Origin of the sequence: Streptomyces sp. NPDC048659 (assembly GCF_040650575.1) — a bacterium.
Taxonomy (GTDB): Bacteria; Actinomycetota; Actinomycetes; order Streptomycetales; family Streptomycetaceae; genus Streptomyces.
Map to the genome: position 1 here is coordinate 136457 of NZ_JBEZHM010000006.1, position 26819 is coordinate 163275.

A 26819-nucleotide genomic window follows, 5' to 3' on the forward strand; every position below is an offset into this window, starting at 1 on the left:
ACGACGGCCCCGAGCAGTGGCGGCCCTACGTGGGCACTGCGTGACGTAGCGTTCGGCGGTCCCGAGTGGTCCCCGGCGCTCCCCGGCCGGCCCGGGCGGGCCCGTGCCGACCGGGGACCGCACTCAGTCCTGTCCCCACAGGGCGACGCGCTCGCGGGCCTCGGCCAGGTCCTCCTCCGTGGGGGCGTCGTCCTGGGTGAGAGCGCGGCGCCAGTAGCCGGTGAAGTCGACGGCGCGGCGGTCGATGCCCCGCTCCTCGACGAGGTGGCGGCGGAGGGCCCGTACCGTACCCGCCTCTCCGGCCAGCCACGCGTACGGCCGGCCGGCGGGGAAGGCGGCGGCCCGTACGGCGTCCACCGGCGAGGCGTCGCCGTGGAGCCAGCGCACCGTGAGTCGCCCGGCCGTCGGCAGCGGCTGCTCCTCCGCCGCGTCGGCGACCTGGACGTACGAGAGGGCCCGGTGCCCGGGCGGCAGGGCCGCGACGAGCGTGGCCAGGGCGGGCAGGGAGCACGCGTCGGCGACGAGGAGGGCCCAGTCGCCCGCGCCCGGGTCCACGGGCGGCGCGAAGGCGTCGGAGGGCCCGAACATGCCGAGCACGTCACCCACCCGGGCGCCCCGGGCCCAGCGGGTGGCGGGGCCGTCCCCGTCGCCCGCGCCGTGCAGGAGGAAGTCGACGTCCACGGTGGCGGCGACCGGATCGTGGGCGCGCAGCGTGTAGCCGCGCATCCACGGGCGCTGGGCATCGGGGATGGCACCGTACGCCGCGTACCAGCGCATGAAGTCACCGTCGGGGTCGGGCGCGGGCAGCACGGGCTCGGCCTGCCCGGCCCGAGGGAAGTACAGCTTGACCTGCCGGTCGGGCCCGCCGAGAGAAGCTCCGGCCAGGGAGGGGGAGCGGAGGGTGACGCGGACCATGCGGGGGGTGAGGGCGCGGACGGAGGCGACGGTGAGGCGATGAAGGGGGAGGGGGAGGGGCACCGCCTGGTCGGACGGGGCGGACAGGACAGACGGGGCTGACGGGTCGGATCCGGAAGGGGCGACGGTCATGGGGGCGGACTCCTGATCTCTGGCAACGGGAGGGGCACGGAGTATGCGTAGGCGGGCACGGACTGTCCGGGTCACCCTCCCCGCCCCCGCCGACACGGCACCGACACGCCGTCGACGCGGGCTCCCGCACCACGGCCCGCAGCCAGGTCCCCACCCCCCCCACCCCAAGGGCCGCCCCCGCGCCCCGCCCGGATGCGGGAGCGGGAACCGGACACGAGAATGGCGAGTGCCTGCAGAACACGAGGAGGCGGCATGAACGGTGACACCGACAAGACGTCCCCGGGGGACTTCCCGACACCCGACAACCTGCTGCATGCCGGCTCGGAGGGGGAGTTCTCGGCGGAGGACCTGGTCCTCGCGTCCGGCCGGGACATGACACCGCAGAACCTCGCCTGGGCCGAGCGGCGCATGGCCGAGAAGGGGCGCGCCTCACTCGACGAACTGCTCCCCTGAGCGAAGCGCGGTGAGCCGGGGCGCCGAGGCGGCGCCCCGGGAGGTGGCGCCGCGACCCTTCCCCATTTATGGAACACGTTCTACCGTGGCGCCGCACGCGCGCCGAGCCTCGGCCGGGGCGCCCGCGGAGACCGATCCAGGGGAGCCAGGGGAGACCACGCCATGCACCTCGAGTACACGCCCGCCCAGCACCGCCTGCGCGCCGAGCTGCGCGCGTACTTCGCCGAGCTCGTCCCCGAGGACGTCCACGCCCGCTACGCCGACCCCGCCGCGCAGAAGCGCTTCTACCGCGAGACCATCCGCCGCCTCGGCGCGGACGGCTGGCTGGGCGTCGGCTGGCCGAAGGAGTACGGGGGGCGCGGCCTGACGCCGATGGAACAGTTCATCTTCTTCGACGAGGCCGCGCAGGCGGGCGTACCGCTGCCGCTGATGGCGCTGAACACGGTCGGCCCGACGATCATGCAGTTCGGCACCGAGGAGCAGAAGGCGTACTTCCTGCCGGGCATCCTCTCCGGGGAGATCGACTTCGCGATCGGCTACAGCGAGCCGGACGCGGGCACCGACCTCGCCGCGCTCAAGACGCGCGCGGTGCGGGAGGGGGACGAGGCCACGGGCACGTACACGGTGAACGGCCAGAAGATCTGGACGACCAACGGCGACACCGCCGACTGGGTCTGGCTCGCGGTCCGCACGGACCCGGCGGCGCCGCCGCACAAGGGCATCACCATGCTGCTGGTGCCGACGAGCGACCCCGGCTACTCCTGCACCCTGATCAACACGCTGGCCTCGCACGACACCGCGGCCAGCTACTACGAGAACGTGCGCGTGCCGTGCTCGCGCCGGGTCGGCGAGGAGAACAAGGGCTGGCGCCTGATCACCAACCAGCTCAACCACGAGCGGGTGACCCTCGCCGCGCACGGCACGATGGCGATCCGGGCGCTGCACGACGTGCGCCGCTGGGCCGCCGACACGAAGCTCGCCGACGGCCGCCGGGTCCTGGACCTGGCCTGGGTCCGCCGCTCCCTGGCCCGTACCCACACCCGCCTCGACGCGATGAAGCTGCTCAACTGGCAGATGGTGAACGCCGTCCAGAACGGCACCCTCACCCCCCAGGACGCCTCCGCCGTCAAGGTCTACGGCTCCGAGGCCCGGCGCGACGCCTACGCCGCCCTGATGGAGGTGACGGGCGCGGCCGGCGCCCTCAAGGAGGGCTCGTCGGGCGCGATCCTGCACGGCGAGCTCGAACGCGGCTACCGCTCCGCCGTCATCTTCACCTTCGGCGGCGGCAACAACGAGATCCAGCGCGAGATCATCTCCTGGATCGGCCTGGGGATGCCGAGGGTCCGCCGCTGAGAGAAGACTCGTGATCCAGCCGCCTAAGCCGTGAGCGGCAGGGGTTCGAGGGCCGTGTGCCAGGCGGGCGGGAGGCCGGAGACGCCGGTGCGGGCGGCGATGACGCCGCCCGCGATCGCGCAGGTGGTGTCGATGTCGCCACGCCCCGCGACCGTGAGCCACAGGCCCTCCGCCAGGTCGTCCAGGTGGCCGGCCGCGCACCACAGGGCGTACGGCACGGTGTCGGGTCCGGACATGCGGTAGCCGGAGCCGAGGACCTCGGCGGCGTGCCGGACCGAGGTGTGCGCGGGCATCCGGGCCGCGATCCGGATGCCGGAGCGGACGTCGCTGTCGGGAAGGAGCCCGGCGACCGCGTCGAGGAAATCCGGCCGCGACGGCGCCGCCCCGCCCCGGCTGCGCGCGGCCAGCGCCGCGGCGAGGGCGACCGCGACCGCCCCGGCGACGGCCTCCGGGTGGTGGTGCGAGACCACGCTCTGGGCCGCCGCCTGCTCGGCGACGAGGCCGAGGTCGGCCGCGTGCCACGCCCCGAGCGGGGCGACGCGCATCGCGGCGCCGTTGCCCCAGGACCCCTGCCCCTCGAACTGCCCGGCGACGACGTCCCGCCACGGCTCGCCCGCCCCGATCCGGCGCAGCACCTCGTGCATGGAGGCCCCGTAGCCGCGGTGCGTGTCCCCGGCGTACGCCTCGGCGAGCCGCAGCGCGAACCGGTCCTGGTCCACGAGCCCCCCGCCCTCGGCGAGTTCGCGTACGAGGACGAGGGCCTGCGCCGTGTCGTCGGTCCACTCCCACACCGCCTCCACCGGCGCCGCCCGCGCCTCCAGAGCGCCCTCCCCGTCCCGCCGCAGAATGCCGAACCAGCGGTCGCCGAAGGCATCCCCGAAGGCGAGCCCGGAGAGGGAGTCGAGGACGGGGCCGGGGAGGGGGAGGGAGCCGTGGGCGGGGCCGTGGGCGGGGCCGGGGGCGGGTACAGGCACGCTGGTCATCGGCCGAGTATCACAGCCCACCGCCCCCTCCGGCACGCCGATTTCCCGGGCGGGGCGCGGTCCGGTCCGCCGCCCGTTCCTGCGCCTCCATCACCTCGTCGCCGTGGGAGAAGGCCCAGGCGCCGAAGGCTTCGATCGGAGGGAGCAAGGTCCGCCCCAGGTCGGTGAGGCCGTACTCGACGCGGGGCGGCGACCCGGCGTACGCGGTGCGCGTGACCAGGCCGTTGAACTCCAGTCGCCGCAGCGTCTCGGTCAGGACCTTGGGGCTGATGCCGCCGATGAGCTCACGGAGCTCACCGGGGCGGCGCGGGCCGTGCCGCAGGACCCAGATCAGCACCGGGTTCCAGGTGTTCGACATGAGGTCGAAGGCGAGCCGGGCGCGGCAGTCGGCGAGATAGGCGTCTGTCGTCACTTACCAGATGGTGCCCGACGGGTTTCCTACTGTCGTCCCGAAAGCCGTTGAACGGTCTAGCCGTTGGGCTCTGTCAAGCCGTCGGGCTTTTGGGCTGTTGGGCTCTTGGGCTGTCGAGTCGTTGTTCGAGGAAAGGGCAGGGCAGGGCGATGAGGATCGGTGTGCTGGGTACGGGGAACATGGCCGAGGCGCTGGCCACGCACTGGGCGCGGGCCGGTCACCCGGTCCGCGTCGGCGGCCGGGACGAGGGCCGAGCCCGCCGGCTCGCCGCGCGCCTCGGGTACGGCGCCGAGCACGGGAGTCCGCGCGAGGCGGCCCGGTTCGGCGAGGCGGTGCTGGTCGCCCTGCCGTACGGCCCGGCGGCGGAGGTCGCGGGCGCGCTCCGCGACGAGCTGGCCGGGAAGGCCCTGCTCGACTGCGTCAACCCCGTCGGCCCCGGCTTCCGGCTGCTCACCGCCGACGGGCCCTCGGCCGCGCGCCGGCTCGCCGCCGCCGCACCCGGCGCGCACGTCGTCAAGGCGTTCAACCTCTGCCACGAGGACGTCTGGCGCATGGACCCGCCCGCCTTCGACGGGCAGCCCCTCGCCGTACCCGTCTGCGGCGACGACCCGGCCGCGCTCGCCGCCGCGCACCGGCTCGTACGCGACACCGGCTGCGCACCCGTCGCAGCCGGTGGCCTGGAGCGTGCAGGGCTGCTGGAGGCGACCGCCGCGCTCTACATCGGGCTGTGGGTGGGGGAGGGGGCCGACGTGCGGGCGATCGCCCCTCCCCTCGTCTTCGCCGCGGGGCCGGGACGCGGGAACGGGTGACGGCGGCCCGCCCCGGGCGGGTTCAGTGGAACTCGTGGACCACTTCGATCGCGTCCACGATGTGCGCGTTGAACTCGTCCAACTCCTCCGCCGGTACCCACAGTTCGAGAATCGTCCGCCCGCCGGCCTGCTGCACCGGGTAGCGGCTCAGGAACTCCGACTCGACCTCGAAGCGCGTCACGTAGCCGACGCCGCTGTGCTTCACGTTCCAGTCGCGCGCGATCCGGATCGCGTAGTCCTCGTTCAGGACCGGATAGAAGATCGGCTGGTCCGGCAGCCTCGGCGGCCACGCGCGCCACTCCAGCTCGCGCACCAGGTCCAGCTCCTCGGGGCCCGTGGGGCGCCATAGGGTCGTCGTCGCCCGCTGCCGGCCGTTCATGGGTCGCATCGCCTTCCTGAGGGCTCCGGTGGCGGTTCCACGGGGGCTCGGGAAAACGGACGCTATCGAGGGTGCGGGTGCGGCGGCCAGGCATTTTCCGCGCCTCCGGTACCGGAGGGCGCCGTACCGGGTACCCGTCCCGCGCCCTCCCCGCCCCGCTCAGTCGAGGCAGAACTCATTGCCCTCCGGGTCCAGCATCACGATGCAGGACTCGTTCTCCTCGTCGGCGATCATCACCCGCTGCTGCACCGCGCCCAGCGCCACCAGACGGGTGCTCTCGGCCTGGAGGGTGGACAGCCGCTCGTCGCCGACGAGCCCCGTGCCGGCCCGTACGCACAGATGCACCCTGTTCTTCACGACCTTCCCCTCGGGAACGCGCTGGAACAGCAGCCGCGGGCCCTCGCCGGAGGGGTCGGAGCACGCGAACCACGCCTGCGTCGCCTTCGCGTCGGGCGAGCGGTGATACGCCTCCCACGAGTCGAAGCCCTTCGGCGGCGCCTGTGCGACGTAACCCATCACCTCGCACCAGAACCGGGCGAGACGCTCCGGGTCCGCACAGTCGAAGGTGACCTGGACCTTCTTGATCGTTGACATCCGGCCACCGTAGCAGGGCGTCCAACGTCCATGTCTCCCTAATAAAACGGGCGTTGGGCCTTCGTCGCGGGCCGGTCGGGGCACGTGGCGCCGGCGGGCTCGACGCCGTACGGACGTGGGCGAGCCCGGCGCACTCCGTCCTGCCCGGGGCCTCCCCGGGGCCTCCCCGGGCCCGCGCATCCCCCGCGCGGGCCGTACGTGGAAGAGTGGAGGGGAGGAGTGCGGAGTCCCGCCGTTCGGGACCGCCGCCGCTCGGAGGTGCGCCATGGTCCATCACGAGCCGTTCCCCGGCCGCCGTGCCGCCCTCGTGTTCGTCCTGCTCCTCGCTGTGATCGTCGGCGCGGTCACCGCCGGGATGCTGTGGACGGCCGGGGCCAGGGCCGACCGCGCGCTCGCGGTCCACCGCCACGAGGTCACGGCGACCACGACCGGTCCCGCGAAGGAACCGCAGATCGCCACGCGGTTCGGCGGCGAGGCCCAGGCCGTCGCGCCGGCGGTCTGGGACTATCCGGCGCACGTCCAGCGCAGCGGCAGCGTCGTCGTGCCGCCCGGCTCCGCGCGCGGCCACACTCTCGCCATCTGGGTCGACGACTCCGGTACGCAGGCCAGACCGCCCGGGGACGCGGCGAACCGCGCCCTCGTCGCCTTCTCCGGCGGCACCGCCACGGGCGTCGCCGTCGGCGCGATGGGCGCGGGCCTGCTGATCTTCGTGCGCCGCACCGTCGACGCGCACGGCCTCGCGGCCTGGGAACGGGAGTGGGAGCAGGTCGAACCGGTCTGGTCCGGGCGCCTGCGGCGGGGGAGCGGCAGCGGGGGCGGGGGCGGGGGCGGGCCGGGGCCGGAGGACGACGGCTGACGACGGCCGACGACGGCCGACGGCGGCCGAGGGCGGTCGACGGGGGGCGACGACGGCCGACAGGGGCCGCACCCAAGGCGCGGCCCCTGTCGGGTCGAGTCCCGGAGTCCCGGAGTCCAGGGTCCCTGGGTCCCGGAGTCCCGGATCAGAAGGGCTTGGTCGGCAGGTACTTGCCGTCCAGGGTGATGACGGCGCGCTCGCCGCCCTCGGGGTCGGCGACCTTCTTCACGTCCAGCTTGAAGTTGATCGCGGAGATGATGCCGTCGCCGAACTGCTCGTGGACCAGGGCCTTGAGGGTGGTGCCGTAGACCTGGAGCATCTCGTAGAAGCGGTAGATCGTCGGGTCGGTCGGGATGCCTCCGGGGATCGAGCCCCGGGTAGGGATGGTCTGCAGCAGCAGGACCGCGTCCTCGTCCAGGCCGAGGAGTTCCGCGACCGCCTTCGCCGAGTCCTCCGGCAGGGCGTGCTGGCCGAGGACGGCGGCGGTGACGAAGGCGACGGACAGGCCGGCGGCGTCGGCGATCTGCTGCCAGGACAGGTCCTTGCGCGTCTTGGCCTCGACGGCGGCGATGGCCAGGGACTGGCGGGCGGTGGGGTCGAACTGGGCGTGCAGCATGGGTGGGACTTCCTCTTCCTGTGTGCGGGGGAGTTCTCGGTGGGTGTGGGGGCAGGTCGGGAGGGGTGCGGTGGGCGTCAGGCGGCCGACGTGGCCGTCATCGCCGTCGCCGGGTCCGCGGTCGTCAGGTCCTCCACGCGGCCGGTGCCGATGTCGTAGACCCAGCCGTGCAGGGCGATCCGTCGCTCCGCGAGCGCGCGGGCCACCGACGGGTGGGTGGCCAGGTTGGACAACTGGGCGAGCACGTTCTGCCGCACCAGCGCGGGTACGTCACCGGCGGCGGCGCGGGCCCGGGATGCGTCCGCGTGCCGCAGCCAGGCGGCGACCGCCGGGGCGCCGCTCAGGTCGTGGCCCTGGGCGAGCGCGGTCATCGCGCCGCACGCGGAGTGCCCGCAGACGACGACGTCCCGCACCCCGAGCGCGGAGACGGCGTACTCGATGCTCGCCGCGACGCCGTCGGCGCCGGGGGTGTGCGCGGGGACCAGGTTCCCGGCCGTGCGGACGACGAACAGGTCGCCCGGCTCGGTGCCGGTGATCAGCTCGGGGACGACGCGGGCGTCGGAGCAGCTGATGAACAGGGTGTGCGGGGCGTGCTCGGTGGCCAGTCGGGCGAAGAGCTCCGCCTTGGCCGGGAAGACGTCCTGCTGGAAGCGGGCGACGCCGTCGGCGAGGTCCTGCATGGGGGCACTCCCTTCGGGGGGTGGCTACGGGAGACGGGGAGGGTTGGGGTCGGGCGGGTGCTCCGGCCTCGACGTGGTCCACCCTGCATGACCTGTGCCTATAGCGTCCAAGACTTGCTGTCCATGGCGGTCAGTGGTGCGATCTATGGGTCCGCCTATAGTGGTCCCCATGGCCGCCCTGGAACTCCGTCACCTGCGCTATCTGCTCGCCGTCGCCGAGCGCGGCAACTTCACCCGTGCCGCCGAGGACCTGCACATCTCCCAGCCCACGCTCTCCCAGCAGGTCCGCCAGCTGGAGCGGACCCTCGGCGTGCAGCTCCTCGACCGCAGCGGGCGGACGGTACGGCTCACCGACGCCGGTGCCGTGTACGCGGAGCACGCCCGACGCGCGCTCCGTGACCTGGCCGCCGCCGAACGGGCCGTACGGGACGTCCAGGACCTCTCCGGCGGGCACCTGCGCCTCGGTGTCACGCCCACCTTCACGGCCTACCTCGTCGGCCCGCTCGCCGCCGAGCTCGACGCCCGGCACCCCGGCATCGGGCTGACGCTCACCGAGACGACCCAGGACCGCGTCGAGAGCGCGCTGCTCGCGGACGAGCTCGACCTGGGGATCGCCTTCGCCGGGCCGCATCAGCCGGGCATCGCGGCGACGCCGCTGTTCACCGAGACCCTGGGACTCGTCACGGCGGGGGAGCCCGCCGGTACTCCTCCGGATCCCGCCGGGCCGCTACCGGTCCAGGCCCTCGCCGACCGCCGACTCGCGCTGCTCAGCGCCGACTTCGCGACCCGGGCGCACATCGACGCCTACTTCGCCGCCCAGCGCGTCAGCCCGCGGATCGCGGTGGAGGCCAACTCCATCCAGGCCCTCACCGAGATCGTCCGGCGCGGCCCGCTCGCCACCGTGCTGCCCGACGCCGTCACCCACGACCACCCCCACCTCACGCCCGTCCCCCTCGACCCGCCCCTCCCCGCCCGCACCGTCGTGCTCCTCCACCGCCACGACGCGTATCGCAGCGCCGCCGCCCACGCTTTCGTACGGCTCACCCGCGAGGTCGTCCGCGCCCGCGGCTACACGGGCGCGACGACGGCGGGGGCCTGACCGGACCCGGAGCCGGGCCGCGCCCGTGGCCGTCCTCGCGCCCGCGATCGCGGGCGCCCGCGATCGTCGCGGGAGGGCCCGTCAGCGGCGCATGATGGCCGTCTCGGCCTGCGGGGCCAGGGTCGGCTCCGTCAGGGGCGCGTCGCCGAGGGCCCTGTCCACGGCGGCCAGCAGGTCGGGGGTGAGGTCGATCCCGGAAGCGGCCGCATTGGCGTGGACCTGCTCGGGGCGGGAGGCGCCGGTGATGGCGGAGGAGACCTCCGGCCGGCGCAGCACCCAGGCCAGGGCCAGGGCTGGCAGCGTGAGCCCGGCCTCCTCGGCGATCGGCACGAGCCGCTGGACGGCTTCCAGGTTCGCCTCGTTGTAGACGAGGTCCCGGGCGCCCGCCATCGTGTCGCTGGCGAAGCGGCTGCCCTCCGGGACCGGGCGGCCCGGCAGGTACTTGCCGGTCAGGACGCCCTGCGCGAGCGGCGACCAGACGATGTTGCCGATGCCGTGCGCCTCGGTCAGGCCGAACAGCTCCGCCTCGGGGGCCTGCCACAGCATCGAGTACTGCGGCTGCGAGGAGACGAACAGCTCCGGTCCCGCCAGCTCGATCGCCGTCCGGACCTGCTCGTTCGTCCACTCGCTGAAGCCGAGGTAGCGGGCCTTGCCCTGCTCGACGACCTTCTGGAGGGCCTCGATCGTCTCCTCGATCGGCACCGACGGGTCGAAGCGGTGCGCCTGGTAGAGGTCCACGTGATCGGTGCGCAGCCGGGTGAGGGAGGCGTCGATCTGGCGGGCGATCTGGTCGGCCGAGAGCCCGGCGTCCTCCGGTTCGTCGGACATCCGGCCCCAGACCTTGGTCGCCAGGACGTACGAGTCGCGCGGATGCGAGGACAGGATCTCGCCCCACGCGCTCTCGGCCGCCCCGCGGCCGTACACGTTCGCCGTGTCGAAGAAGTTGATCCCGGCGTCGAACGCCGCCTCCGTGCAGGCGCGGGTCGCGTCCGCCTCGACGCCGCCGGAGTAGGTGAGCCAGGAGCCGAGCGAGATCTCCGAGACCTCCAGGTCCGAGTCGCCCAGCTTGCGGTACCGCATGGGGAATTCCTTTCTCAGCGGAAAGAACGCGCGTGGCACCCACGGCGTCGCCCTCAACCTAGGGCGCCCGCCCCGCCCCCACCCCCGTTCCGCGCCCACGGCGCGCGGGACGGGGGTGAGGGCGTTTGACAGACTGACGCGGCCCCGGGGCCCCGGGGCACTCCGAACCACCCCGAGGAGCGGCGTCGTTGAGCGTCACGATCGAAGGACAGAGCGAAGGACAGACCGAGGGACAGACCGAAGGACAGACCGAAGGACGGATAGACCTCGCCGGTCCGGCCGGCACCCTGCTCCACCGGCGTCGGCTGCGGAACGCCACCGTCATGCAGTCGTTCGGCATCGACCCGGTGTCCGGCGACATCTTCGTGCTCCAGGTCATGGAGCACGACGTCCAGCTGCCCGGCGAGCCGGCTCCGGTCCCGTACGACACCCGCAAGGCCGACGGCGACCTGTGCCTGACCCGGCTCACCGAGGCGGGCGCGATCGTCGGGTCCATGTTCCTGCGCGGCTTCGGCCACGGCGTCAGCCTGGGCGTGGAGAACCGCGACGGGACGGTCCGGCTCTGGACCGAGACCGCCTCCAAGCCCAACTCGGCCGGTGAGGGCTACGGTTCGGCCGTCACCAGTTTCGCCTACGCCGACGGCGTTGTCCTCACCTACGGCTCTCCCGGGCACACCACGCCGTACACGCCCCACCCGTCGGCCCGGTTCCTCACGGCCACCATCGACCGCGCCAGGAACGAACTCATCGTTCGTTTCTCTCTCAACGGAATGAACTGGGAGCGGTACGACCTCGCCAAGGCGGCGGCCGGTGTGTGGGAGCCGATCCAGCGGATCACCCCCACCCTGTCGCCGGGCGTGTTCCAGGGCTACGCCTCCCACGCCGGCGTCCTGTACACCCTGCACGGCGAGGCGTACTCCGCCGCCAACCCGGCCCCCGGCAACGCGTACCTCACCGCCGTCGACTGGGCCACCGGCGCCGTCCTCGACCGCCGGCTGTGCACCGCGGCGCCCGGCCTCGCCTACCGCGAGCCCGAGGGCCTGGCGGTCTCCGTCCGCGACGGCGTCCCGCACCTGCACATCGGCTTCGCGGGCGAGGACCCCGGCCCGCGCACCTGCACCATCGTGTCCCTCTCGGGCGCGCCCGGCACCGACGGCGTCAAGGTCCTCACCGACTGGCAGCCGATCGCCCTCGCCGCCGGGGTCGAGGCCGACGGCAACGCCCCGCGCGGGCGACTGATCAGCCTCGCCGGAACTCCCATGCTCCAGCTCTCCGGCGGCGTCAAGGGCACCTTCGACACCGACGCGGTCATCGGCCACCTGCCCGACGCGCTCACCCCGAGCGTCACCGCCCGCGCCAACGTGCCCCGCAACAACAGCGGCGGCCACAGCGTCGCCCGCGTCGAGGCCGGGACCGACCGCGAACTGCGCCTGTTCGGCGGACGCGCCGCCAACGCCATCACCTGGGCCCAGCTCGACAGTTTCAGCGCCACCTGGCGCTGACCCCGCACCGAAGCCGCAGTGGAGCCGGCCCGAAGCCGCGCCGCCGCCCCCCGCCCGCCACACCTCCCGGAGGAGCCACCCCACATGTCCCAGCCCACCCACCCCACTCCCCCCACCCCCAACCGCCGCAGCCTCCTCGGCGCCGCCCTCGCCCTGCCCGCCGCCCTGACCGTCGGCGGACTCGCCGCAGCGCCCCCCGCAACAGCGGCCCCAGAAGCCGCTGCCACCCCGCAAGCCCCCACAGCCCCGGAAGCCCCCGCCACCCCCGTCCCGTCCGCCGCCGTCGAAGCGGGCGAGTGGACCGACCTCGCCCTCGAACCCGGCATCACCGCCACCGCCGGCGCGCCCCCGCAGGTGCGCCTGCTCACCCTCGCGGGCACCGTCTTCCTCCAGGCGCGCGGCCAGGTCACCGGCTCGTACACCGCCGACATGAAGATCGCCACGCTCCCGCCCGGCTTCGCCCGCCCGACCTGGTACGTGCGCGGCGTCGCCGCCCGCAACAACAGCCAGGGCATCAACGCATGCCGCTTCGAGATCAACCCCGCGGGCGCCGTCACCGTCTACGGCGGGAACGCCGGAAACCCGGTCACCTGGGTCCAGTTCGACTCGGTCCAGACGATCTGGCGCTGACCCGTCGACCCCCGGGGCCAGGCCGCCTAGCCTGGGGTCATGGCAGTCACCGGCACGGACCCGGGCGGGGACCCGGGGCTCTTCGGCCCCGGGTCCGTCACCTGGCAGCTGCACGGCGATCCCGTGATGTGGATCGGCGGGGTGCGCGCCCTGTACCTCCAGGCGCTGCACCCCGCCGCCATCCGCGGCGTCATGGCCAACAGCGACTTCCGCTCGGACGCCTGGGGCCGGCTCCTGCGCACCGCGAGCTTCGTCGGGACGCTCACCTACGGCACCACGGAGGCGGCCGAGGCCGCGGGCGCGCGCGTCCGGAAGATCCACCGCCTGCTCGGCGTCGACGACCCCGGGCTGCTGCTCTGGGTGCACTGCGCCGAGATCGACTCGTACCTCCACGTCGTACGGCGTTCCGGCATCCCGCTGACCGACGCCCAGGCCGACCGGTACGTGGACGAGCAGCGGACCGCCGCCCGGCTCGTCGGCCTCGACCCGGACGAGGTCCCCGGCGACACCGGCGCGCTCCGGCGCTACTTCGAGCGCGTCCGCCCCGAGCTGGCCGCCGGCCCGGACGCGCGGGCCGTCGACGACTTCCTGCGCGCCCCGCCCGTACCGCCCGCGCTCGTGCCCGCGCGCGAGGCGATCTGGCGGCGCGTGGCAGCACTCGCGTACGCCACTCTGCCCCCGTACGCCCATGAGCTGTACGGGCGCCCCGCGCCGCCCCCGGAGGCCGTCACGCACCGGCTCACGGCCACGGCCAATCTGCTGCGCTGCCTGCCGGACCGGCTCCGCTGGCGGCTGCCCCCGCGGCACATCCCGCGCGCGATGGAGCGGCTCGGCCAGGACACCCGGCCCGCGCCGTACAGTCTGCGCGCGAAGGCAGCCATACTGGACCGGCCGGGCCGGGAGGGGCGCGGCCACGGGGCAAACGGGGGCGACGGCACGCGATGGCGGACACGGACACCAGGCTGATCCAGGGCCGGTACCGGCTGCACGAGGTGATCGGTCGCGGCGGCATGGGCGAGGTGTGGCGGGCGACGGACGAGGCGCTCGGCCGGCGCGTCGCCGTCAAGTGCCTCCGGCCGCTCGGCCCGCAGCGGGACCCGGCCGCCCTCACCGTGCTGCGCGAGCGCTTCCGCCGCGAGGCCCGGGTGGCCGCCGCGCTCCAGCACCGCGGGATCACCGTCGTGCACGACTTCGGCGAGTCCGACGGCGTGCTGTTCCTCGTGATGGAGCTGCTCGACGGGCGCAACCTCAGCCAGCTGCTCGGCGACAACGGCAAGGACCCGCTCCCGGTCGGCCAGGTCGTCGACATCGCCGGACAGGTCGCCGACGCCCTCGCGTACACCCACCGCCAGGGTGTCGTGCACCGCGACCTGAAGCCCGCCAACATCGTGCGGCTCACCGACGGGGCGGTGAAGATCTGCGACTTCGGGATCGCGCGGTTCGCCGCCGACCACGGCATCACCTCCCGCCTCACCGGCACCGGCATCGCCATGGGCACCCCGCACTACATGTCGCCCGAGCAGATCGGCGGCGGCGGGGAGATCGACCACCGCAGCGACCTGTACTCGCTGGGCTGTGTGCTCTACGAGATCGCCACCGGCGTCCCGCCCTTCGACCTGGACGACACCTGGGCGGTCCTCGTCGGGCACCGCGACACCGTGCCCGCGCCGCTGCGCAGCCACCGCCCCGAGCTGCCCGCCGCCCTGGACCTGCTCGTCCTCGACCTGCTGGCCAAGGCCCCGGAGGCGCGGCCCCGGGACGCCGCCGAGATCCGTGCCCGGCTCACCGGCGCGCCCGCCGCCGCCCCGCCCGGGGCCCTCCCCGGCTGGGCCGGCGGGATCGGGACCGGCCGCGCGGCGACCAGCACGTTCATGGGCCTGCCCACGGCCCCGTACGACCCGGCGACGGCGCTGACGGGGGAGTGGACCCGGGCGACGGTGCCGGGCGCGGCGACGGGCACCGTGGCGTACGCGTACGGGGCGGCGGGCGCCGCCCCGGCCGCCGCCCCCGCCTCGGCGCAGACCTCCGCGCCCGGCCACGACCACAGCACCCTGCCGGGCACCGGACCGGTCCCGCTGACCGCCCCGGACCCCGGCACGGGCCCGGAGCCCGCCGACTCCCCGGCCTCGGCCTCCGCCTCGGAGCTGATCGCCGTGCTCTCCGGCCGGCACCGCGCCGGTCTCGGCCTCGGCCGGCTGGGCCGCTGGGCGGAGGCGGCCCAGGTGCACGGGACCGTCGTGCGGGACCGGGGCCGGGTCCTCGGCGCCGACCACCCGGACACCCTGGCCAGCCGCTACGAACTGGCCTTCGCCCTCGCCCGCTCGGCCCGGCCGGAGGACGCGCTGCGCGAGTTCGGCGGCGTCTCGGAGGGCCGCGCCCGCGCCCTCGGCGCCGACCACGCCGACACCCTCGCGGCGCGCCAGGAGACCGCGTACGTCCTCGGCGGGCTCGGCCGCCACGGCGAGGCGCACGCGGTCTACGCGGCCGTGCTCGCCGCGCGCGAACGGACCATGGGCGAGCGGCACCCGGACACCCTGCGCTGCCGGCACAACCTGGCCTTCACCCTCGGCCGCCTCGGGCGCCTCCCGGAGGCGTACGCGACGGCCCGCGAGGTCGCCGACGCGCGCGCCCGGCTGCTCGGCGCCGACCACCCCGACACCCTCGCCACCCGGCACGAGGTGGCGCACCTGCTGGGCCGGCTCGGGCGCTGGCGGGACGCGCTGGACGAGTACGGCGAGGTGGCCGACGCGCGGACGGCCGCCCTCGGCACCGACCACCCCGACACGCTGGCCGCCCGCTACGAGGCGGGCATCTGCCTCGGCCGCCTCGGGCGCTCGGCCGAGGCCGCCGAGCTGTACCGGGAGCTCGCCGAGGACCGCGCCAGGACCGCCGGGCCCGAGCACCCCGAGACGCTGCGCGCCCGGCACGGCCTCGGCGTGAGCCTGGGGCGGCTCGGCCGGTGGGAGGACGCGCTGGCCGAGGCCCGCGCGGTGGGCGGGCTGCGCACGCGCGTGCTCGGCCCGGACCATCCCGACACGCTGATCAGCCACCGCGAGATCGCCATAGGGCTCGGCTGGCTGGGGCGCCACGACGAGGCCCTGGCGGAGTACCGCCGGGTCGCCGACACCCGCACCCGCACCCTCGGCGCCACCCACCCGGACACGATCGCCGCCCGCGCGGACGAGGCCCACTGCCGCGAACGCGGGGCGGGCCACCGCCCCTGAGACCGCCCGGTCCGGGCGGGCCACCGCCCCTGAAGCCGCCCGATCGAGGCGGGCCACCGCCCCTGAGGCCGCCCGGTCCAGGCGGGCCACCGCCCCTGACCGCCGGTCCGGCCGGGCCACCGCCCCCGGCACCGCCCGGTCCGGGCGGTGTCGCCCCTCCGGCCTCGCCCCACGCCCTCTGTCCCTCCCGCCCTCCCAGGTGCTAGCAAGGGGCATGACCGCACACGCACAGCGCTCCTACGACGCCGTCATCGTGGGCGGTGGGCACAACGGCCTCGTCGCCGCCGCCTACCTCGCTCGCGCGGGACACCGCGTCCTCGTCCTCGAACGGCTCGGCACCACCGGCGGGGCCGCCGTGTCCACCCGGCCGTTCCCCGGGGTGGACGTCCGGCTGTCCCGGTACTCGTATCTCGTCTCGCTGCTCCCGCAGAAGATCGTCCGCGAGCTCGGGCTGCGCTTCGCCGTCCGGAAGCGGACCGTCTCCTCGTACACCCCGTACGGCGACTCCGGACTGCTCGTCGGCGGCGACGCCGAGCGCACCCGGGCCTCGTTCGCGGCGCTCACCGGCTCGGACCGGGAGTACGAGGCGTGGCGCGCCTTCTACCGGCGGACCGTGCGGGCCGCGCGGCGGATCTTCCCGACGCTGACCGAGCCGCTGCCGGAGCGGCACGTGCTGCGCGCGCGGGTCGCCGACGACACGGCCTGGAAGATGCTGTTCGAGGAGCCCATCGGGGTCGCGGTGGAGCGGGAGTTCGCCAGCGACCTGGTGCGCGGGGTGGTCCTCACCGACGCCCTGATCGGCACGTTCGCCGACGCCCACGACCCCTCGCTGGTCCAGAACCGCTGCTTCCTCTACCACGTGATCGGCAACGGCACCGGCGACTGGGACGTGCCGGTCGGCGGCATGGGCGCCCTCACCGACGCGCTCGCCGACGCCGCCCGCGCGGCCGGCGCGACGATCCTCACCGGCCACGAGGCCGTCCGGATCGACACCGACGGCGCCCGCGCGGAGGTCGCGTACCGCACCGCCGAAGGCGAGGGCACGGTCGGCGCCCGGCACGTGCTCGTGAACGCCTCCCCGCAGGCCCTGGCCGCCCTGGTCGGCGACCCGGCGCCGGCACCGGCCGAGGGCGCCCAGCTCAAGGTGAACATGGTGCTCACCCGCCTCCCCAGGCTCCGCGACCGGGCCGTGGACCCGCGCGAGGCGTTCTCCGGCACCTTCCACATCGCCGAGGGGTACGGGCAGTTGGCGACCGCGTACGCCGAGGCGGCGAGCGGGCGGCTGCCCTCGGCGCCGCCGTCCGAGATCTACTGCCACACCCTGACCGACCCGAGCATCCTCGGGCCCGAGGCCGCCGCTCGCGGCCTTCAGACCCTCACCCTCTTCGGGCTGCACGCGCCCGCGCGGCTCTTCGCCGCCGATCCGGAAGGCGCGCGGGAGGCGCTTCTCAAGGCCACGCTCGACCAGCTCGACACATGTCTCGACGAGCCGATCGCCGACTGCCTGGCCCGCGACGCCGACGGGCGGCCCTGCGTCGAGGCGAAGAGCCCGCTCGACCTCGAACGCGAACTGCGGCTGCCCGGCGGGCACATCTTCCACCGCGACCTGTCCTTCCCGTATCTGGCTCCGGACGCCGGCCGCTGGGGCGTGGCGACGCGGCACGCCAACGTGCTGCTGTGCGGCGCGGGCGCGGTGCGCGGCGGCGGGGTGAGCGGGGTGCCCGGCCACAACGCGGCGATGGCGGTGCTGGAGGCGGACCGGCGAAGGGCCTGGCGAGGGGCCGCCGGTTGACCCGCCGGCTGCTCCCACCGGCGGCGTGAAGCTGATCTGCGAGTGCGCTTAAGAAATCCTCGATGGACCATGGGCTCCAGGTACGGAAGATTCTCTTCCAGGGATCTTGGGTGCTTCGTCGCGCCCGGGGCCTGCACATCACAGGACGCGTACGTCGGGAGCCGTTACATTGAAGGCGCTGGTCAAGCAGAAGGCGGAGCCGGGACTCTGGCTCATGGACGTTCCCATGCCCGAGGCCGGTCCGGGTGACGTACTGATCAAGGTGAAGCGGACCGGCATCTGCGGGACGGATCTGCACATCCGCTCCTGGGACGGCTGGGCGCAGAAGACGATCGCGACCCCGCTGACCCTCGGCCACGAGTTCGTCGGCGAGGTCGTCGAGACCGGCCGCGACGTCGTGGACATCGCGGTCGGCGACCTGGTCAGCGGCGAGGGCCACCTGGTGTGCGGCAAGTGCCGCAACTGCCTGGCCGGCCGCCGCCACCTCTGCCGCGCCACCGTGGGCCTCGGCGTCGGCCGGGACGGCGCCTTCGCCGAGTACGTGGTGCTGCCCGCGTCCAACGTCTGGGTGCACCGCGTCGAGGTGGACCTCGACGTCGCCGCGATTTTCGACCCCTTCGGCAACGCGGTGCACACCGCGCTGTCCTTCCCGCTCGTCGGCGAGGACGTGCTGGTCACCGGCGCGGGCCCGATCGGCATCATGGCCGCCGCCGTCGCCAAGCACGCCGGCGCCCGCCACGTCATGATCACCGACGTGAGCGAGGAGCGCCTGGCGCTGGCCCGCAAGGCGGGTGTCTCGCTCGCGCTGAACGTCGCCGAGCAGACCATCGCGGACGGCCAGCGCACGCTGGGCCTGAAGGAGGGCTTCGACGTCGGTCTGGAGATGTCCGGCAACCCGCGCGCGATGCGCGACATGGTCGCCAACATGACCAACGGCGGCAAGATCGCCATGCTGGGCCTGCCGAGCGAGGACTTCGCCGTCGACTGGGCGAAGATCGTCACGTCCATGATCACCATCAAGGGCATCTACGGCCGCGAGATGTTCGAGACCTGGTACGCCATGTCGGTGCTCCTGGAGGGCGGCCTCGACCTCGCCCCCGTGATCACCGGCCGCTACGCCTACACCGACTTCGAGGCGGCCTTCGACGACGCCGCCTCCGGCAAGGGCGGCAAGATCATCCTCGACTGGACCGTCTGAACCGCCTGACCCCGTACGAAGACCTTCAGGAGCTGCACCCCTCATGTTCGATTCCGTACGCGACGACGTCCGCACCACCCTCGAAGAGATCAGGCAGGCCGGTCTCCACAAGCCCGAGCGGGTCATCGGCACCCCGCAGAACGCGACTGTCGAGGTCACCTCGGGCGGCCGCCCCGGCGAGGTGCTGAACTTCTGCGCCAACAACTACCTCGGCCTCGCCGATCACCCCGAGGTCGTCGCCGCCGCCCACGAGGCGCTCGACCGCTGGGGCTACGGCATGGCCTCGGTCCGCTTCATCTGCGGCACCCAGGAGGTCCACAAGGAGCTGGAGGCGCGGCTGTCCGCCTTCCTCGGCCAGGAGGACACGATCCTCTACTCCTCCTGCTTCGACGCCAACGGCGGCGTCTTCGAGACGATCCTCGGCCCCGAGGACGCCGTCATCTCCGACGCCCTCAACCACGCCTCCATCATCGACGGCATCCGCCTCTCCAAGGCCCGCCGCTTCCGCTACGCCAACCGCGACATGGCCGACCTGGAGCAGCAGCTCAAGGCGGCCGACGAGGGCGGCGCCCGGCGCAAGCTCATCGTCACCGACGGCGTCTTCTCCATGGACGGCTACGTCGCGCCGCTCGACGAGATCTGCGACCTGGCCGAGCGCTACGACGCCATGGTCATGGTCGACGACTCGCACGCCGTCGGCTTCGTCGGCCCCGGCGGGCGCGGCACGCCCGAGCTGCACGGCGTGATGGACCGCGTCGACATCATCACCGGCACCCTCGGCAAGGCCCTCGGCGGCGCCTCCGGCGGCTACGTCGCGGCCCGCGCCGAGATCGTCGCCCTGCTGCGCCAGCGCTCGCGCCCGTACCTGTTCTCCAACACCCTCGCCCCGGTGATCGCCGCCGCCTCCCTCAAGGTCCTCGACCTGCTGGAGTCCGCCGGCGACCTGCGCGAGCGCCTCAACGCCAACACGGCGCTGTTCCGCTCCCGCATGACCGAGGCGGGCTTCGACATCCTCCCCGGCGACCACGCCATCGCCCCCGTCATGATCGGCGACGCCGCCGAGGCGGGGAAGATGGCCGAGCTGCTCCTGGAGCGCGGGGTGTACGTGATCGGCTTCTCGTACCCGGTCGTCCCGCAGGGCGCCGCCCGCATCCGCGTGCAGCTCTCGGCGGCCCATTCCACGGACGACGTGCACCGCGCGGTGGACGCGTTCGTCGAGGCCCGGGACGCCCTGCGAAACTAGGGGCATGATCGAAGCGCGGCGGCTGCACATCCTCCGGGCGGTGGCCGACCACCGTACCGTCACGGCGGCTGCCGCCGCGCTCTACCTCACCCCCTCCGCGGTCTCCCAGCAGCTCGCCGCCCTGGAGCAGGAGACCGGCCACCGGCTGGTCGACCGCAACGCCCGCGGCGCCCGGCTCACCCCCGCCGGCGAGATCCTGCTGAGCCACGCCAACGCCGTCCTGGCCCAGCTGGAGCGGGCCGAGGCCGAGCTGGCGGCGTACGGCTCCGGCGAGGCCGGTACGGTCACGGTGGCCGCCTTCGCCACCGGCATCGGCCTCGCGGTCGCCCCCGCGATCGGCTCGCTGGCCCGCACCTCGCCCGGCATCCGGGTCCGGGTCCAGGACGCGGAGGGCGACGAGAGCCTGCTGATGGTGCTGGACCGGCAGGTGGACGTGGCGGTCGCGGTCGAGTACCGGGGCGCGCCCCGCGAGGACGACCCCCGGCTCACCCGCGTCCCGCTGTACGCGGAGCCGTTCGACGTGGTGCTGCCACCGGACCACGCGCTCGCCGGCCGCGAGCGGATCTCGCTGGCCGAGCTGGCCAAGGACCCCTGGATCGGCCAGTCCGCCGGCAACCCCTGCCACGACGTCACCGTCCTGGCGTGCGAGTACGCGGGCTTCGAACCGGGCTTCGCGCACGTCTCCGACGACTTCCGCGCCGTGGTCGCGCTGGCCGGGGCGGGCGCCGGGGTGGCGCTGGTGCCGCGCTCGGCGCTGCGCGGCACCGACCTCACCGGGGTGGTCGTCCGCCCCGTCGACGGGGTGGCCCCCACCCGCCGCGTCTTCGCCGCCGTCCGGCGCGGCGCCGAGGAGCACCCGCTGATCAGCCCGGTCCTCGACGCCCTGCGCGAGGCGGCCGGGAGGGACTGAGAGGCCGCTGTCAGTCGGCGAGGCCCGCCTCACGGTCCGCCGCCGCGATCTGCCCGTGGAACCGGCGGTGCACCCAGTGGCGCTCGCCGAGCAGGTCGAGCCGCCCCCAGCGGCCGGAGACCGGGCCGAGCCGGGTGGCCCGGGGCAGCGTGGCCGCCAGCCCGCGGGGCCGGGCGCCGCCGGAGAAGGCCGTGCCGTCCAGCACGTACACGGCGTCCTTGGTGACCGCCACGCAGCGGTAGGTGTTCCGGAGCATCGTGAGGCCGGTGAGATAGGTGAGGACGAAGTAGCCGAAGTTCGGCGCGCTCTGACAGACGAACGCCTGCCGGATCTCGCTCCCGTCGGGCAGGAACGCCGCGGCGCGCCGCGCCAGGTCGGGCCGGGGCGCGGGGTCGGGCGGCACCGGGCCGGGCCCGGCGGTCGAGTCGTGCGTCATGCCGCCTGTCTGCCCGCGCGCCTGGGGCGGTACGCCCGGATCCGGTCCGCCGCCGGGCCGCCGGTCCTATCATCGGCTGATGATCGACACTGTCGTCCTGCGCACCGAGCCGGTCCCGTCCCCGTCCCCCTCCCCGTCCCCGTCCGCCCTCGTGCTCCGGCCCTGGGTGGCACAGGACGCCGCCGCTGTGGTCGAGGCGTACCGGGACCCGGTGCTGCGCCGCTGGGTGCGCGCGGTCCCCGAGACCGAGGCGGACGCCCTGCGCTGGGTCGGCGAGCAGCAGCGGGCCTGGGCCGAGGGGACCCGGTACGCCTTCGCGGTCCTGGCGGCCGACGGGGGCGCCGGGGCGGACGGGGCCGACGGTGCCGGTGCGGCGGTCGGGTCCGACGGGGCCGGTGCGGCGGTCGGCCCGGCGCTCGCCAACGTCGTCCTCAAGCGTCCGGCGGGCGGCGGCCCGGTGGCGGAGGTGGGGTACTGGACCGCGGCGCCCGCCCGGGGCCTGGGTGTGGCGCCGCGTGCCCTGGAGGCCGTCACCCGCTGGGCCTTCGCGACCTTCGGGCCCGCCGGTCTGGAGCGGCTGGAGCTGCTGCACCAGGTGGACAACCCGGCCTCCTGCCGGGTGGCCGGGAAGAGCGGCTACGCCTTCGCGCGGATCCTGCCCGCGGCGCCGCCGGACTTCCCGCTCGACGGGCACCTGCACCTGCGTCACCGGGACGGCTGAGCCCCCGCGCCCGAGCCCCCCGTACCAGAGCCCCCCCGTACCAGAGCCCCCCCGTACCAGAGCCCCCCCGCCTGAGCCCCTCCGCGCCCGAGCTGCCGCGCCCGGCTCAGTCCGCCGACCGCACCCACCCCACCGCCTCGATCCGGGCGCCGTCCGCCGGGCGGGCCTCGTCGAAGAGCGGGCGGCCCGCCGCGTCGAGGAGCCGCAGCGCGTCCACGTACACGCCCCGGCCGACGTAGCGCCGGTCCGTCGCGCAGCGCCAGCGGAGGCGCGCGGGCGGGCCGTCCGCCGGGAGCTCGGCCGTGACCGTGTGCCAGGTGCGGCCGGACCAGCCGCTCGCCGCCCCGGCGGGGTGGGCGGCCGGGGTGCCGTCGGTGGTGGTGAAGGGGACCGGCCGCCAGGTGGCGCCGCCGTCCCGGGTGGCCTCCAGGAAGACGCCGTCGGCGCCCGGCTCGGTGTCCCACCACAGCGCGCAGCCGAGCCGCCCGGCGCCCGGGACGGCGGGCAGGGTGAGGGTCGCGGCGGTGTCGTTCGCCATGCCGGCGAACCAGGCGGTCCGCCCGCACGCCGGGAGTACGGGCACGGCGCGGGCGAGCCGGTCGGCGGCGGCGACCCGGGGCGCGGAGCCGGAACGCCAGGTGCGGACGGGGTGGACGGAGTTGCCGAGGACGATGAGGAAGGAGTCGGTGGTGGGGTCCAGGACGAGACTGGTGCCGGTGAAGCCGGTGTGACCGGCGGTGCGCGGGGTGGCCAGGGCGCCCATGTACCAGTGCTGGTAGAGCTCGAAGCCCAGACCGTGCTCGTCGCCGGGGAACGCGGTGTTGAAGTCGGTGAACATCAGCTCCACGGAGGCGGGGGAGAGGATCCGCGCCCGGCCGTATGCCCCGCCGTTGAGCAGGGTGCGGGCCAGGACGGCGAGGTCCCAGGCGGTGGCGAAGACCCCGGCGTGACCGGCGACCCCGCCCATCCCGTACGCGTTCTCGTCGTGCACCTCGCCCCACACCAGGCCCCGGTCCAGTCCCGACCAGGGCGCGCGGGCGTCCTCGGTGGCGGCGATCGAGGGCCGCCACGAGAGCGGGGGATTGAAACGCGTGCGGTGCATCCCGAGCGGAGCGGTGATCTCGGTCCGGAGCAGGTGATCCAAGGGGTGACCGGTGATCCGCTCCAGGATCAGCTGGAGCGTGATCAGGTTGAGGTCGGAGTAGAGGTAGACCGTGCCCGGCGGGTTCGCGGGCACCTCGTTCCACAGCAGCCTCAGCCGCCCCTCGTGCGTCGGCTCCTTGTAGAGGGGGATCCAGGCGCGGAAGCCCGAGGTGTGGGTGAGCAGCTGACGGACCGTGATGCCGCCCTTGCCGCCGCCCCCGAACTCCGGCAGATACGCCGTGACCCGCTCCTCCAGGGCCAGCGCGCCCCGCTCGATCTGCTGGACGGCCAGGATCGAGGTGAAGAGCTTGGAGACCGAGGCCAGGTCGAAGACCGTGTCCTCGCGCATCGGGATCCGCCGCTCGGGCGGCAGCTCGACGCCGGTGTCGGTCTTCTCGTCGTACGCCGCGTAGCGCACGGCCATGCCGATCGGCCGGTGCAGCGCGACCGTCCCGCCGCGCCCCGCGAGCAGCACCGCGCCCGCGTACCACGGGTGCGCCGCGCCCCCGGTGGGCCGGAGGAAGCTCTCGGCGTCGGCGACGAGGCGGTCCAGGTGCTCCGGGAGCAGCCCCGCGCGCTCGGCCGAGCCGTGCCGCAGCACGGTCCGCCGCGCCCCGCCGCCGCCCGCCCCGCCCGCCCCCGCGGAGCCCGGGGCCCCGTCGCCTCCTCCGGGCTCGGCGGCTCCGGCCGCCCCCGGCACCGTACCGATCATCAGCGCACCTCCCAGCGCGAGCACTCCGCCGCCGAACCTCCGACGGCTCGGTCCCGAACCCCCGTACCCCGGTGTCCTCGTGGATTCCGTCATGCCCAGCCTCTCCCACGCGGCCCGCCGCCCCGAAACAATCTGACACTGCATCAGAAAATCTCTTCCCTCGGCACACCGGCTGCGGCACCATGCCGCCCATGCAGACGGAGCTGAGTCGCACCCTGGGCATCGAGCACGCCATCTTCGGCTTCACGCCCTTCCCGGCGGTGGCCGCCGCCATCACCCGAGCAGGCGGATTCGGCGTCCTGGGCGCCGTCCGCTACACCGCCCCCGACGACCTCGCCCGCGACCTCGACTGGATGCAGGAGCACACCGACGGGCTGCCCTACGGCCTCGACGTCGTCATGCCCGCCAAGAAGGTCGACGGGGTCAGCGAGGCGGACGTGGAGGCGATGATCCCCGAGGGGCACCGCGCCTTCGTCCGCGACACCCTCGCCAAGCACGGCGTCCCCGAGCTCGCCGAGGGCGAGAGCTCCGGCTGGCGCATCACCGGCTGGATGGAACAGGTCGCCCGCAGCCAGCTCGACGTCGCCTTCGACTACCCGATCAAGCTGCTGGCCAACGCCCTCGGCTCGCCCCCCGCCGACGTCGTCGAGCGGGCCCACGCCCACGGCGTCCTCGTCGCCGCCCTCGCCGGCAGCGCCCGGCACGCCCGCCACCACGCCGAGGCCGGCATCGACGTCGTCGTCGCCCAGGGCTACGAAGCCGGCGGCCACACCGGCGAGATCGCCTCCATGGTCCTCACCCCCGAGGTCGTCGAGGCCGTCGGCCCGCTGCCCGTGCTCGCCGCCGGCGGCATCGGCAGCGGCGAGCAGATCGCCGCCGGCCTCGCCCTCGGCGCCCAGGGCGTCTGGCTCGGCTCCCTCTGGCTCACCACCACCGAGGCCGAGCTCCACTCCCGCGCCCTCACCGCCAAGCTGCTCGCGGCCGGCTCCGGCGACACCGTCCGCTCCCGCGCCCTCACCGGCAAGCCCGCCCGCCAGCTCCGCACCGAGTGGACCGACGCCTGGGACGACCCGGCGGGACCCGGCACGCTGCCCATGCCGCTCCAGGGCCTCCTCGTCGCCGAGGCCGTCTCCCGGATCCAGAAGTACGAGGTGGCGCCGCTGCTCGGCACGCCCGTCGGCCAGATCGTCGGCCGGATGAACACCGAGCGCAGCGTCCAGCAGGTCTTCGACGAGCTGACCAGCGGCTTCGAGAAGGCCATCGACCGGATCAACCGCATCGCCGGAAGGAGTACGTCGTGACCGTGGAGTCGTGGGGGTCCCCCCGGACGAAGTCTGGGGGAGGGTTTTGGTCCCAGGCCGCCGCCGACCCCGCCCGTGCCGTCCTGGTCGCCCCCGACGGCGAGACCTGGACCGCCGGACGCCTGCTCGCCGACGCGAACCGGCTGGTGCACGGGCTGCGCGCGGCCGGGATGGAGCGCGGCGACGCCTTCGCCGTCGTCCTGCCCAACGGCGTCCCCTTCCTCACCGCCCACCTCGCCGCGACCCAGGCGGGCTTCTACCTCGTCCCGGTCAACCACCACCTGGTCGGCCCCGAGATCGCCTGGATCGTCGCCGACTCCGGCGCCAAGGTCCTGCTCGCCGACGAGCGCTTCGCCGAGGCCGCCGTCCAGGCCGCCGACGAGGCGGGGCTCCCGGCGGAGCGGCGGTACGGGGTCGGGGCGCTGCCCGGCTTCCGCCCGTACGCCGAACTCCTCGACGGACAGCCCGAGTCGGCGCCCGCCGACCGCACCCTCGGCTGGGTGATGAACTACACCTCGGGCACCACCGGCCGCCCCCGGGGCATCCGCCGCCCGCTGCCCGGCAAGCTGCCCGAGGAGACCTACCTCGGCGGCTTCCTCGGCATCTTCGGCATCCGGCCCTTCGACGGCAACGTCCACCTGGTCTGCTCGCCGCTCTACCACACGGCCGTGCTGCAGTTCGCCGCCGCCGCCCTGCACATCGGGCACCCGCTCGTCCTCATGGACAAGTGGACCCCCGAGGAGATGCTGCGGCTCATCGACGTCCACCGCTGCACCCACACCCACATGGTGCCGACCCAGTTCCATCGGCTGCTCGCGCTGCCCGCCGAGACCCGGGACCGCTACGACGTCTCCTCCATGCGGCACGCCATCCACGGCGCCGCGCCCTGTCCCGATCACGTCAAGCGCGCGATGATCGAGTGGTGGGGCCACTGCGTCGAGGAGTACTACGCGGCCAGCGAGGGCGGCGGCGCCTTCGCCACCGCCGAGGACTGGCTCAAGAAGCCCGGCACCGTCGGCCGCGCCTGGCCCATCAGCGAGCTCGCCGTCTTCGACGACGACGGCGAGCGGCTCCCGCCCGGACGGCTCGGGACGGTGTACATGAAGATGAGCACCGGCGGCTTCCGCTACCACGGCGACGAGGCCAAGACGCGCTCCAGCCGCATCGGCGACTTCTTCACCGTCGGCGACCTCGGCGTCCTCGACGAGGACGGCTATCTTTTCCTCCGCGACCGCAAGATCGACATGATCATCTCGGGCGGGGTGAACATCTACCCCGCCGAGATCGAGTCCGCGCTCCTCGCGCACCCGGCCGTCGCCGACGCCGCCGCCTTCGGCATCCCGCACACCGACTGGGGCGAGGAGGTCAAGGCGGTCGTCGAGGCGGCCGAGGGCCACGCGCCCGGACCGGAGCTCGCCGCCGCGATCCTGGCCCACTGCGAAACCCGCCTCGCCGGATATAAACGTCCGAAGTCCGTGGACTTCATCACGGCCATGCCCCGCGATCCGAACGGCAAGCTGTACAAGCGCCGGCTCCGTGATCCGTACTGGGAGGGCCATGACCGGCCGCTCTGACGGACTCTGACCTTCTGTCAGCTCCCGGCCCACGCGGTGGGACGGAAGGCGATCCTCCCTTTATGGCAGGAT

Annotated in this window: 26 protein-coding genes; 16 read left to right on the plus strand and 10 right to left on the minus strand. The window is 74.5% G+C overall.

Features of this window, described 5'->3' with window-relative positions:
• Nucleotides 1-123: 123 nt before the first annotated feature.
• Nucleotides 124-1047 (minus strand): siderophore-interacting protein, encoded by a 924-nt coding sequence (locus AB0C99_RS07185; RefSeq protein ID WP_362470563.1) that lies wholly within the window; start codon nt 1045-1047, stop codon nt 124-126.
• A gap of 252 nt (nt 1048-1299) precedes the next feature.
• Here AB0C99_RS07185 and AB0C99_RS07190 point away from each other — a divergent pair, with 252 nt between their 5' ends.
• Entirely contained in the window at nt 1300-1500 is a 201-nt protein-coding gene (locus AB0C99_RS07190) for a hypothetical protein (RefSeq protein WP_362470566.1), read from the plus strand.
• 162 nt (nt 1501-1662) lie between these two features.
• Complete coding sequence (locus AB0C99_RS07195) at nt 1663-2853, plus strand: acyl-CoA dehydrogenase family protein (RefSeq protein WP_362470569.1); 1191 nt, start codon at nt 1663-1665, stop codon at nt 2851-2853.
• Between the two features lie 23 nt (nt 2854-2876).
• Here the strand turns inward: AB0C99_RS07195 and AB0C99_RS07200 are convergent, their stop codons facing one another.
• On the minus strand, nt 2877-3836 hold the full coding sequence (locus AB0C99_RS07200; RefSeq protein WP_362470571.1) for an ADP-ribosylglycohydrolase family protein: 960 nt from the start codon (nt 3834-3836) through the stop codon (nt 2877-2879).
• Between the two features lie 10 nt (nt 3837-3846).
• Nucleotides 3847-4248, minus strand: a complete 402-nt coding sequence (locus AB0C99_RS07205; RefSeq protein ID WP_362470574.1) for a helix-turn-helix domain-containing protein — start codon at nt 4246-4248, stop codon at nt 3847-3849.
• A gap of 149 nt (nt 4249-4397) precedes the next feature.
• Between AB0C99_RS07205 and AB0C99_RS07210 the strand changes: the two genes are divergently transcribed.
• Nucleotides 4398-5057, plus strand: coding sequence for an NAD(P)-binding domain-containing protein (locus tag AB0C99_RS07210; RefSeq protein WP_362470577.1), 660 nt, complete (start codon nt 4398-4400; stop codon nt 5055-5057).
• A gap of 22 nt (nt 5058-5079) precedes the next feature.
• Here AB0C99_RS07210 and AB0C99_RS07215 read toward each other — a convergent pair whose 3' ends face one another.
• Together AB0C99_RS07215 and AB0C99_RS07220 are read right to left on the minus strand one after the other, a co-directional pair.
• Nucleotides 5080-5436 carry a hypothetical protein gene (locus AB0C99_RS07215; RefSeq protein WP_362470580.1) on the minus strand — a complete coding sequence of 119 codons (357 nt, stop codon included), beginning with the start codon at nt 5434-5436 and terminating at the stop codon, nt 5080-5082.
• Between the two features lie 159 nt (nt 5437-5595).
• The gene (locus AB0C99_RS07220; RefSeq protein ID WP_362470583.1) at nt 5596-6030 is read right to left on the minus strand and encodes a VOC family protein; all 435 of its coding nucleotides are present in this window, start codon (nt 6028-6030) and stop codon (nt 5596-5598) included.
• Between the two features lie 265 nt (nt 6031-6295).
• Between AB0C99_RS07220 and AB0C99_RS07225 the strand changes: the two genes are divergently transcribed.
• The gene (locus tag AB0C99_RS07225) at nt 6296-6886 is read left to right on the plus strand and encodes a hypothetical protein (RefSeq protein WP_362470586.1); all 591 of its coding nucleotides are present in this window, start codon (nt 6296-6298) and stop codon (nt 6884-6886) included.
• 145 nt (nt 6887-7031) lie between these two features.
• Here AB0C99_RS07225 and cynS read toward each other — a convergent pair whose 3' ends face one another.
• Both cynS and AB0C99_RS07235 read right to left on the minus strand, forming a co-directional pair.
• Nucleotides 7032-7502, minus strand: coding sequence for a cyanase (cynS, locus tag AB0C99_RS07230; protein ID WP_362470589.1), 471 nt, complete (start codon nt 7500-7502; stop codon nt 7032-7034).
• 77 nt (nt 7503-7579) lie between these two features.
• Entirely contained in the window at nt 7580-8182 is a 603-nt protein-coding gene (locus AB0C99_RS07235; RefSeq protein WP_362470592.1) for a carbonic anhydrase, read from the minus strand.
• Nucleotides 8183-8351: 169 nt separating this feature from the next.
• Here AB0C99_RS07235 and cynR point away from each other — a divergent pair, with 169 nt between their 5' ends.
• Nucleotides 8352-9281 carry a transcriptional regulator CynR gene (cynR, locus tag AB0C99_RS07240; protein ID WP_362470595.1) on the plus strand — a complete coding sequence of 310 codons (930 nt, stop codon included), beginning with the start codon at nt 8352-8354 and terminating at the stop codon, nt 9279-9281.
• An 81-nt stretch (nt 9282-9362) separates the two neighbouring features.
• On the opposite strand, the gene AB0C99_RS07245 is transcribed toward cynR, so the two are convergent.
• Nucleotides 9363-10361 (minus strand): aldo/keto reductase family protein, encoded by a 999-nt coding sequence (locus tag AB0C99_RS07245; RefSeq protein WP_362470598.1) that lies wholly within the window; start codon nt 10359-10361, stop codon nt 9363-9365.
• A gap of 188 nt (nt 10362-10549) precedes the next feature.
• Between AB0C99_RS07245 and AB0C99_RS07250 the strand changes: the two genes are divergently transcribed.
• The 8 genes from AB0C99_RS07250 to AB0C99_RS07285 all read left to right on the plus strand — a co-directional run bounded on the left by AB0C99_RS07250 (nt 10550) and on the right by AB0C99_RS07285 (nt 20860).
• Nucleotides 10550-11863, plus strand: coding sequence for a hypothetical protein (locus AB0C99_RS07250; protein ID WP_362470601.1), 1314 nt, complete (start codon nt 10550-10552; stop codon nt 11861-11863).
• A gap of 84 nt (nt 11864-11947) precedes the next feature.
• A complete protein-coding gene (locus tag AB0C99_RS07255) occupies nt 11948-12493 on the plus strand; it encodes a hypothetical protein (RefSeq protein WP_362470603.1) in 546 nt (181 codons plus the stop codon).
• A 39-nt stretch (nt 12494-12532) separates the two neighbouring features.
• Nucleotides 12533-13459, plus strand: a complete 927-nt coding sequence (locus AB0C99_RS07260; RefSeq protein ID WP_362470606.1) for an oxygenase MpaB family protein — start codon at nt 12533-12535, stop codon at nt 13457-13459.
• Nucleotides 13435-15717 (plus strand): serine/threonine-protein kinase, encoded by a 2283-nt coding sequence (locus AB0C99_RS07265; protein ID WP_362470608.1) that lies wholly within the window; start codon nt 13435-13437, stop codon nt 15715-15717. The genes AB0C99_RS07260 and AB0C99_RS07265 overlap by 25 nt, the downstream gene beginning before the upstream one ends.
• 214 nt (nt 15718-15931) lie before the next feature.
• Nucleotides 15932-17509: an NAD(P)/FAD-dependent oxidoreductase gene (locus AB0C99_RS07270; RefSeq protein WP_362470611.1), complete on the plus strand. Its 1578-nt coding sequence runs from the start codon at nt 15932-15934 to the stop codon at nt 17507-17509.
• 169 nt (nt 17510-17678) lie between these two features.
• The gene (tdh, locus tag AB0C99_RS07275; protein WP_362470613.1) at nt 17679-18707 is read left to right on the plus strand and encodes an L-threonine 3-dehydrogenase; all 1029 of its coding nucleotides are present in this window, start codon (nt 17679-17681) and stop codon (nt 18705-18707) included.
• 43 nt (nt 18708-18750) lie between these two features.
• Nucleotides 18751-19950 carry a glycine C-acetyltransferase gene (locus tag AB0C99_RS07280; protein ID WP_362470616.1) on the plus strand — a complete coding sequence of 400 codons (1200 nt, stop codon included), beginning with the start codon at nt 18751-18753 and terminating at the stop codon, nt 19948-19950.
• A gap of 4 nt (nt 19951-19954) precedes the next feature.
• Entirely contained in the window at nt 19955-20860 is a 906-nt protein-coding gene (locus AB0C99_RS07285) for a LysR family transcriptional regulator (protein ID WP_362470619.1), read from the plus strand.
• A 10-nt stretch (nt 20861-20870) separates the two neighbouring features.
• On the opposite strand, the gene AB0C99_RS07290 is transcribed toward AB0C99_RS07285, so the two are convergent.
• The gene (locus tag AB0C99_RS07290; RefSeq protein ID WP_362470621.1) at nt 20871-21296 is read right to left on the minus strand and encodes a hypothetical protein; all 426 of its coding nucleotides are present in this window, start codon (nt 21294-21296) and stop codon (nt 20871-20873) included.
• Between the two features lie 79 nt (nt 21297-21375).
• On the opposite strand from AB0C99_RS07290, the gene AB0C99_RS07295 reads away from it, so the two are divergent.
• Nucleotides 21376-22017, plus strand: coding sequence for a GNAT family N-acetyltransferase (locus tag AB0C99_RS07295; protein WP_362470623.1), 642 nt, complete (start codon nt 21376-21378; stop codon nt 22015-22017).
• Nucleotides 22018-22123: 106 nt separating this feature from the next.
• Here the strand turns inward: AB0C99_RS07295 and AB0C99_RS07300 are convergent, their stop codons facing one another.
• Nucleotides 22124-23965, minus strand: coding sequence for a serine hydrolase (locus AB0C99_RS07300; protein ID WP_362470625.1), 1842 nt, complete (start codon nt 23963-23965; stop codon nt 22124-22126).
• Between the two features lie 98 nt (nt 23966-24063).
• Between AB0C99_RS07300 and AB0C99_RS07305 the strand changes: the two genes are divergently transcribed.
• Together AB0C99_RS07305 and AB0C99_RS07310 are read left to right on the plus strand one after the other, a co-directional pair.
• A complete protein-coding gene (locus AB0C99_RS07305) occupies nt 24064-25173 on the plus strand; it encodes a nitronate monooxygenase family protein (protein WP_362470627.1) in 1110 nt (369 codons plus the stop codon).
• Nucleotides 25170-26747, plus strand: a complete 1578-nt coding sequence (locus AB0C99_RS07310; RefSeq protein ID WP_362470630.1) for an acyl-CoA synthetase — start codon at nt 25170-25172, stop codon at nt 26745-26747. The genes AB0C99_RS07305 and AB0C99_RS07310 overlap by 4 nt, the downstream gene beginning before the upstream one ends.
• Nucleotides 26748-26819: the final 72 nt, after the last annotated feature.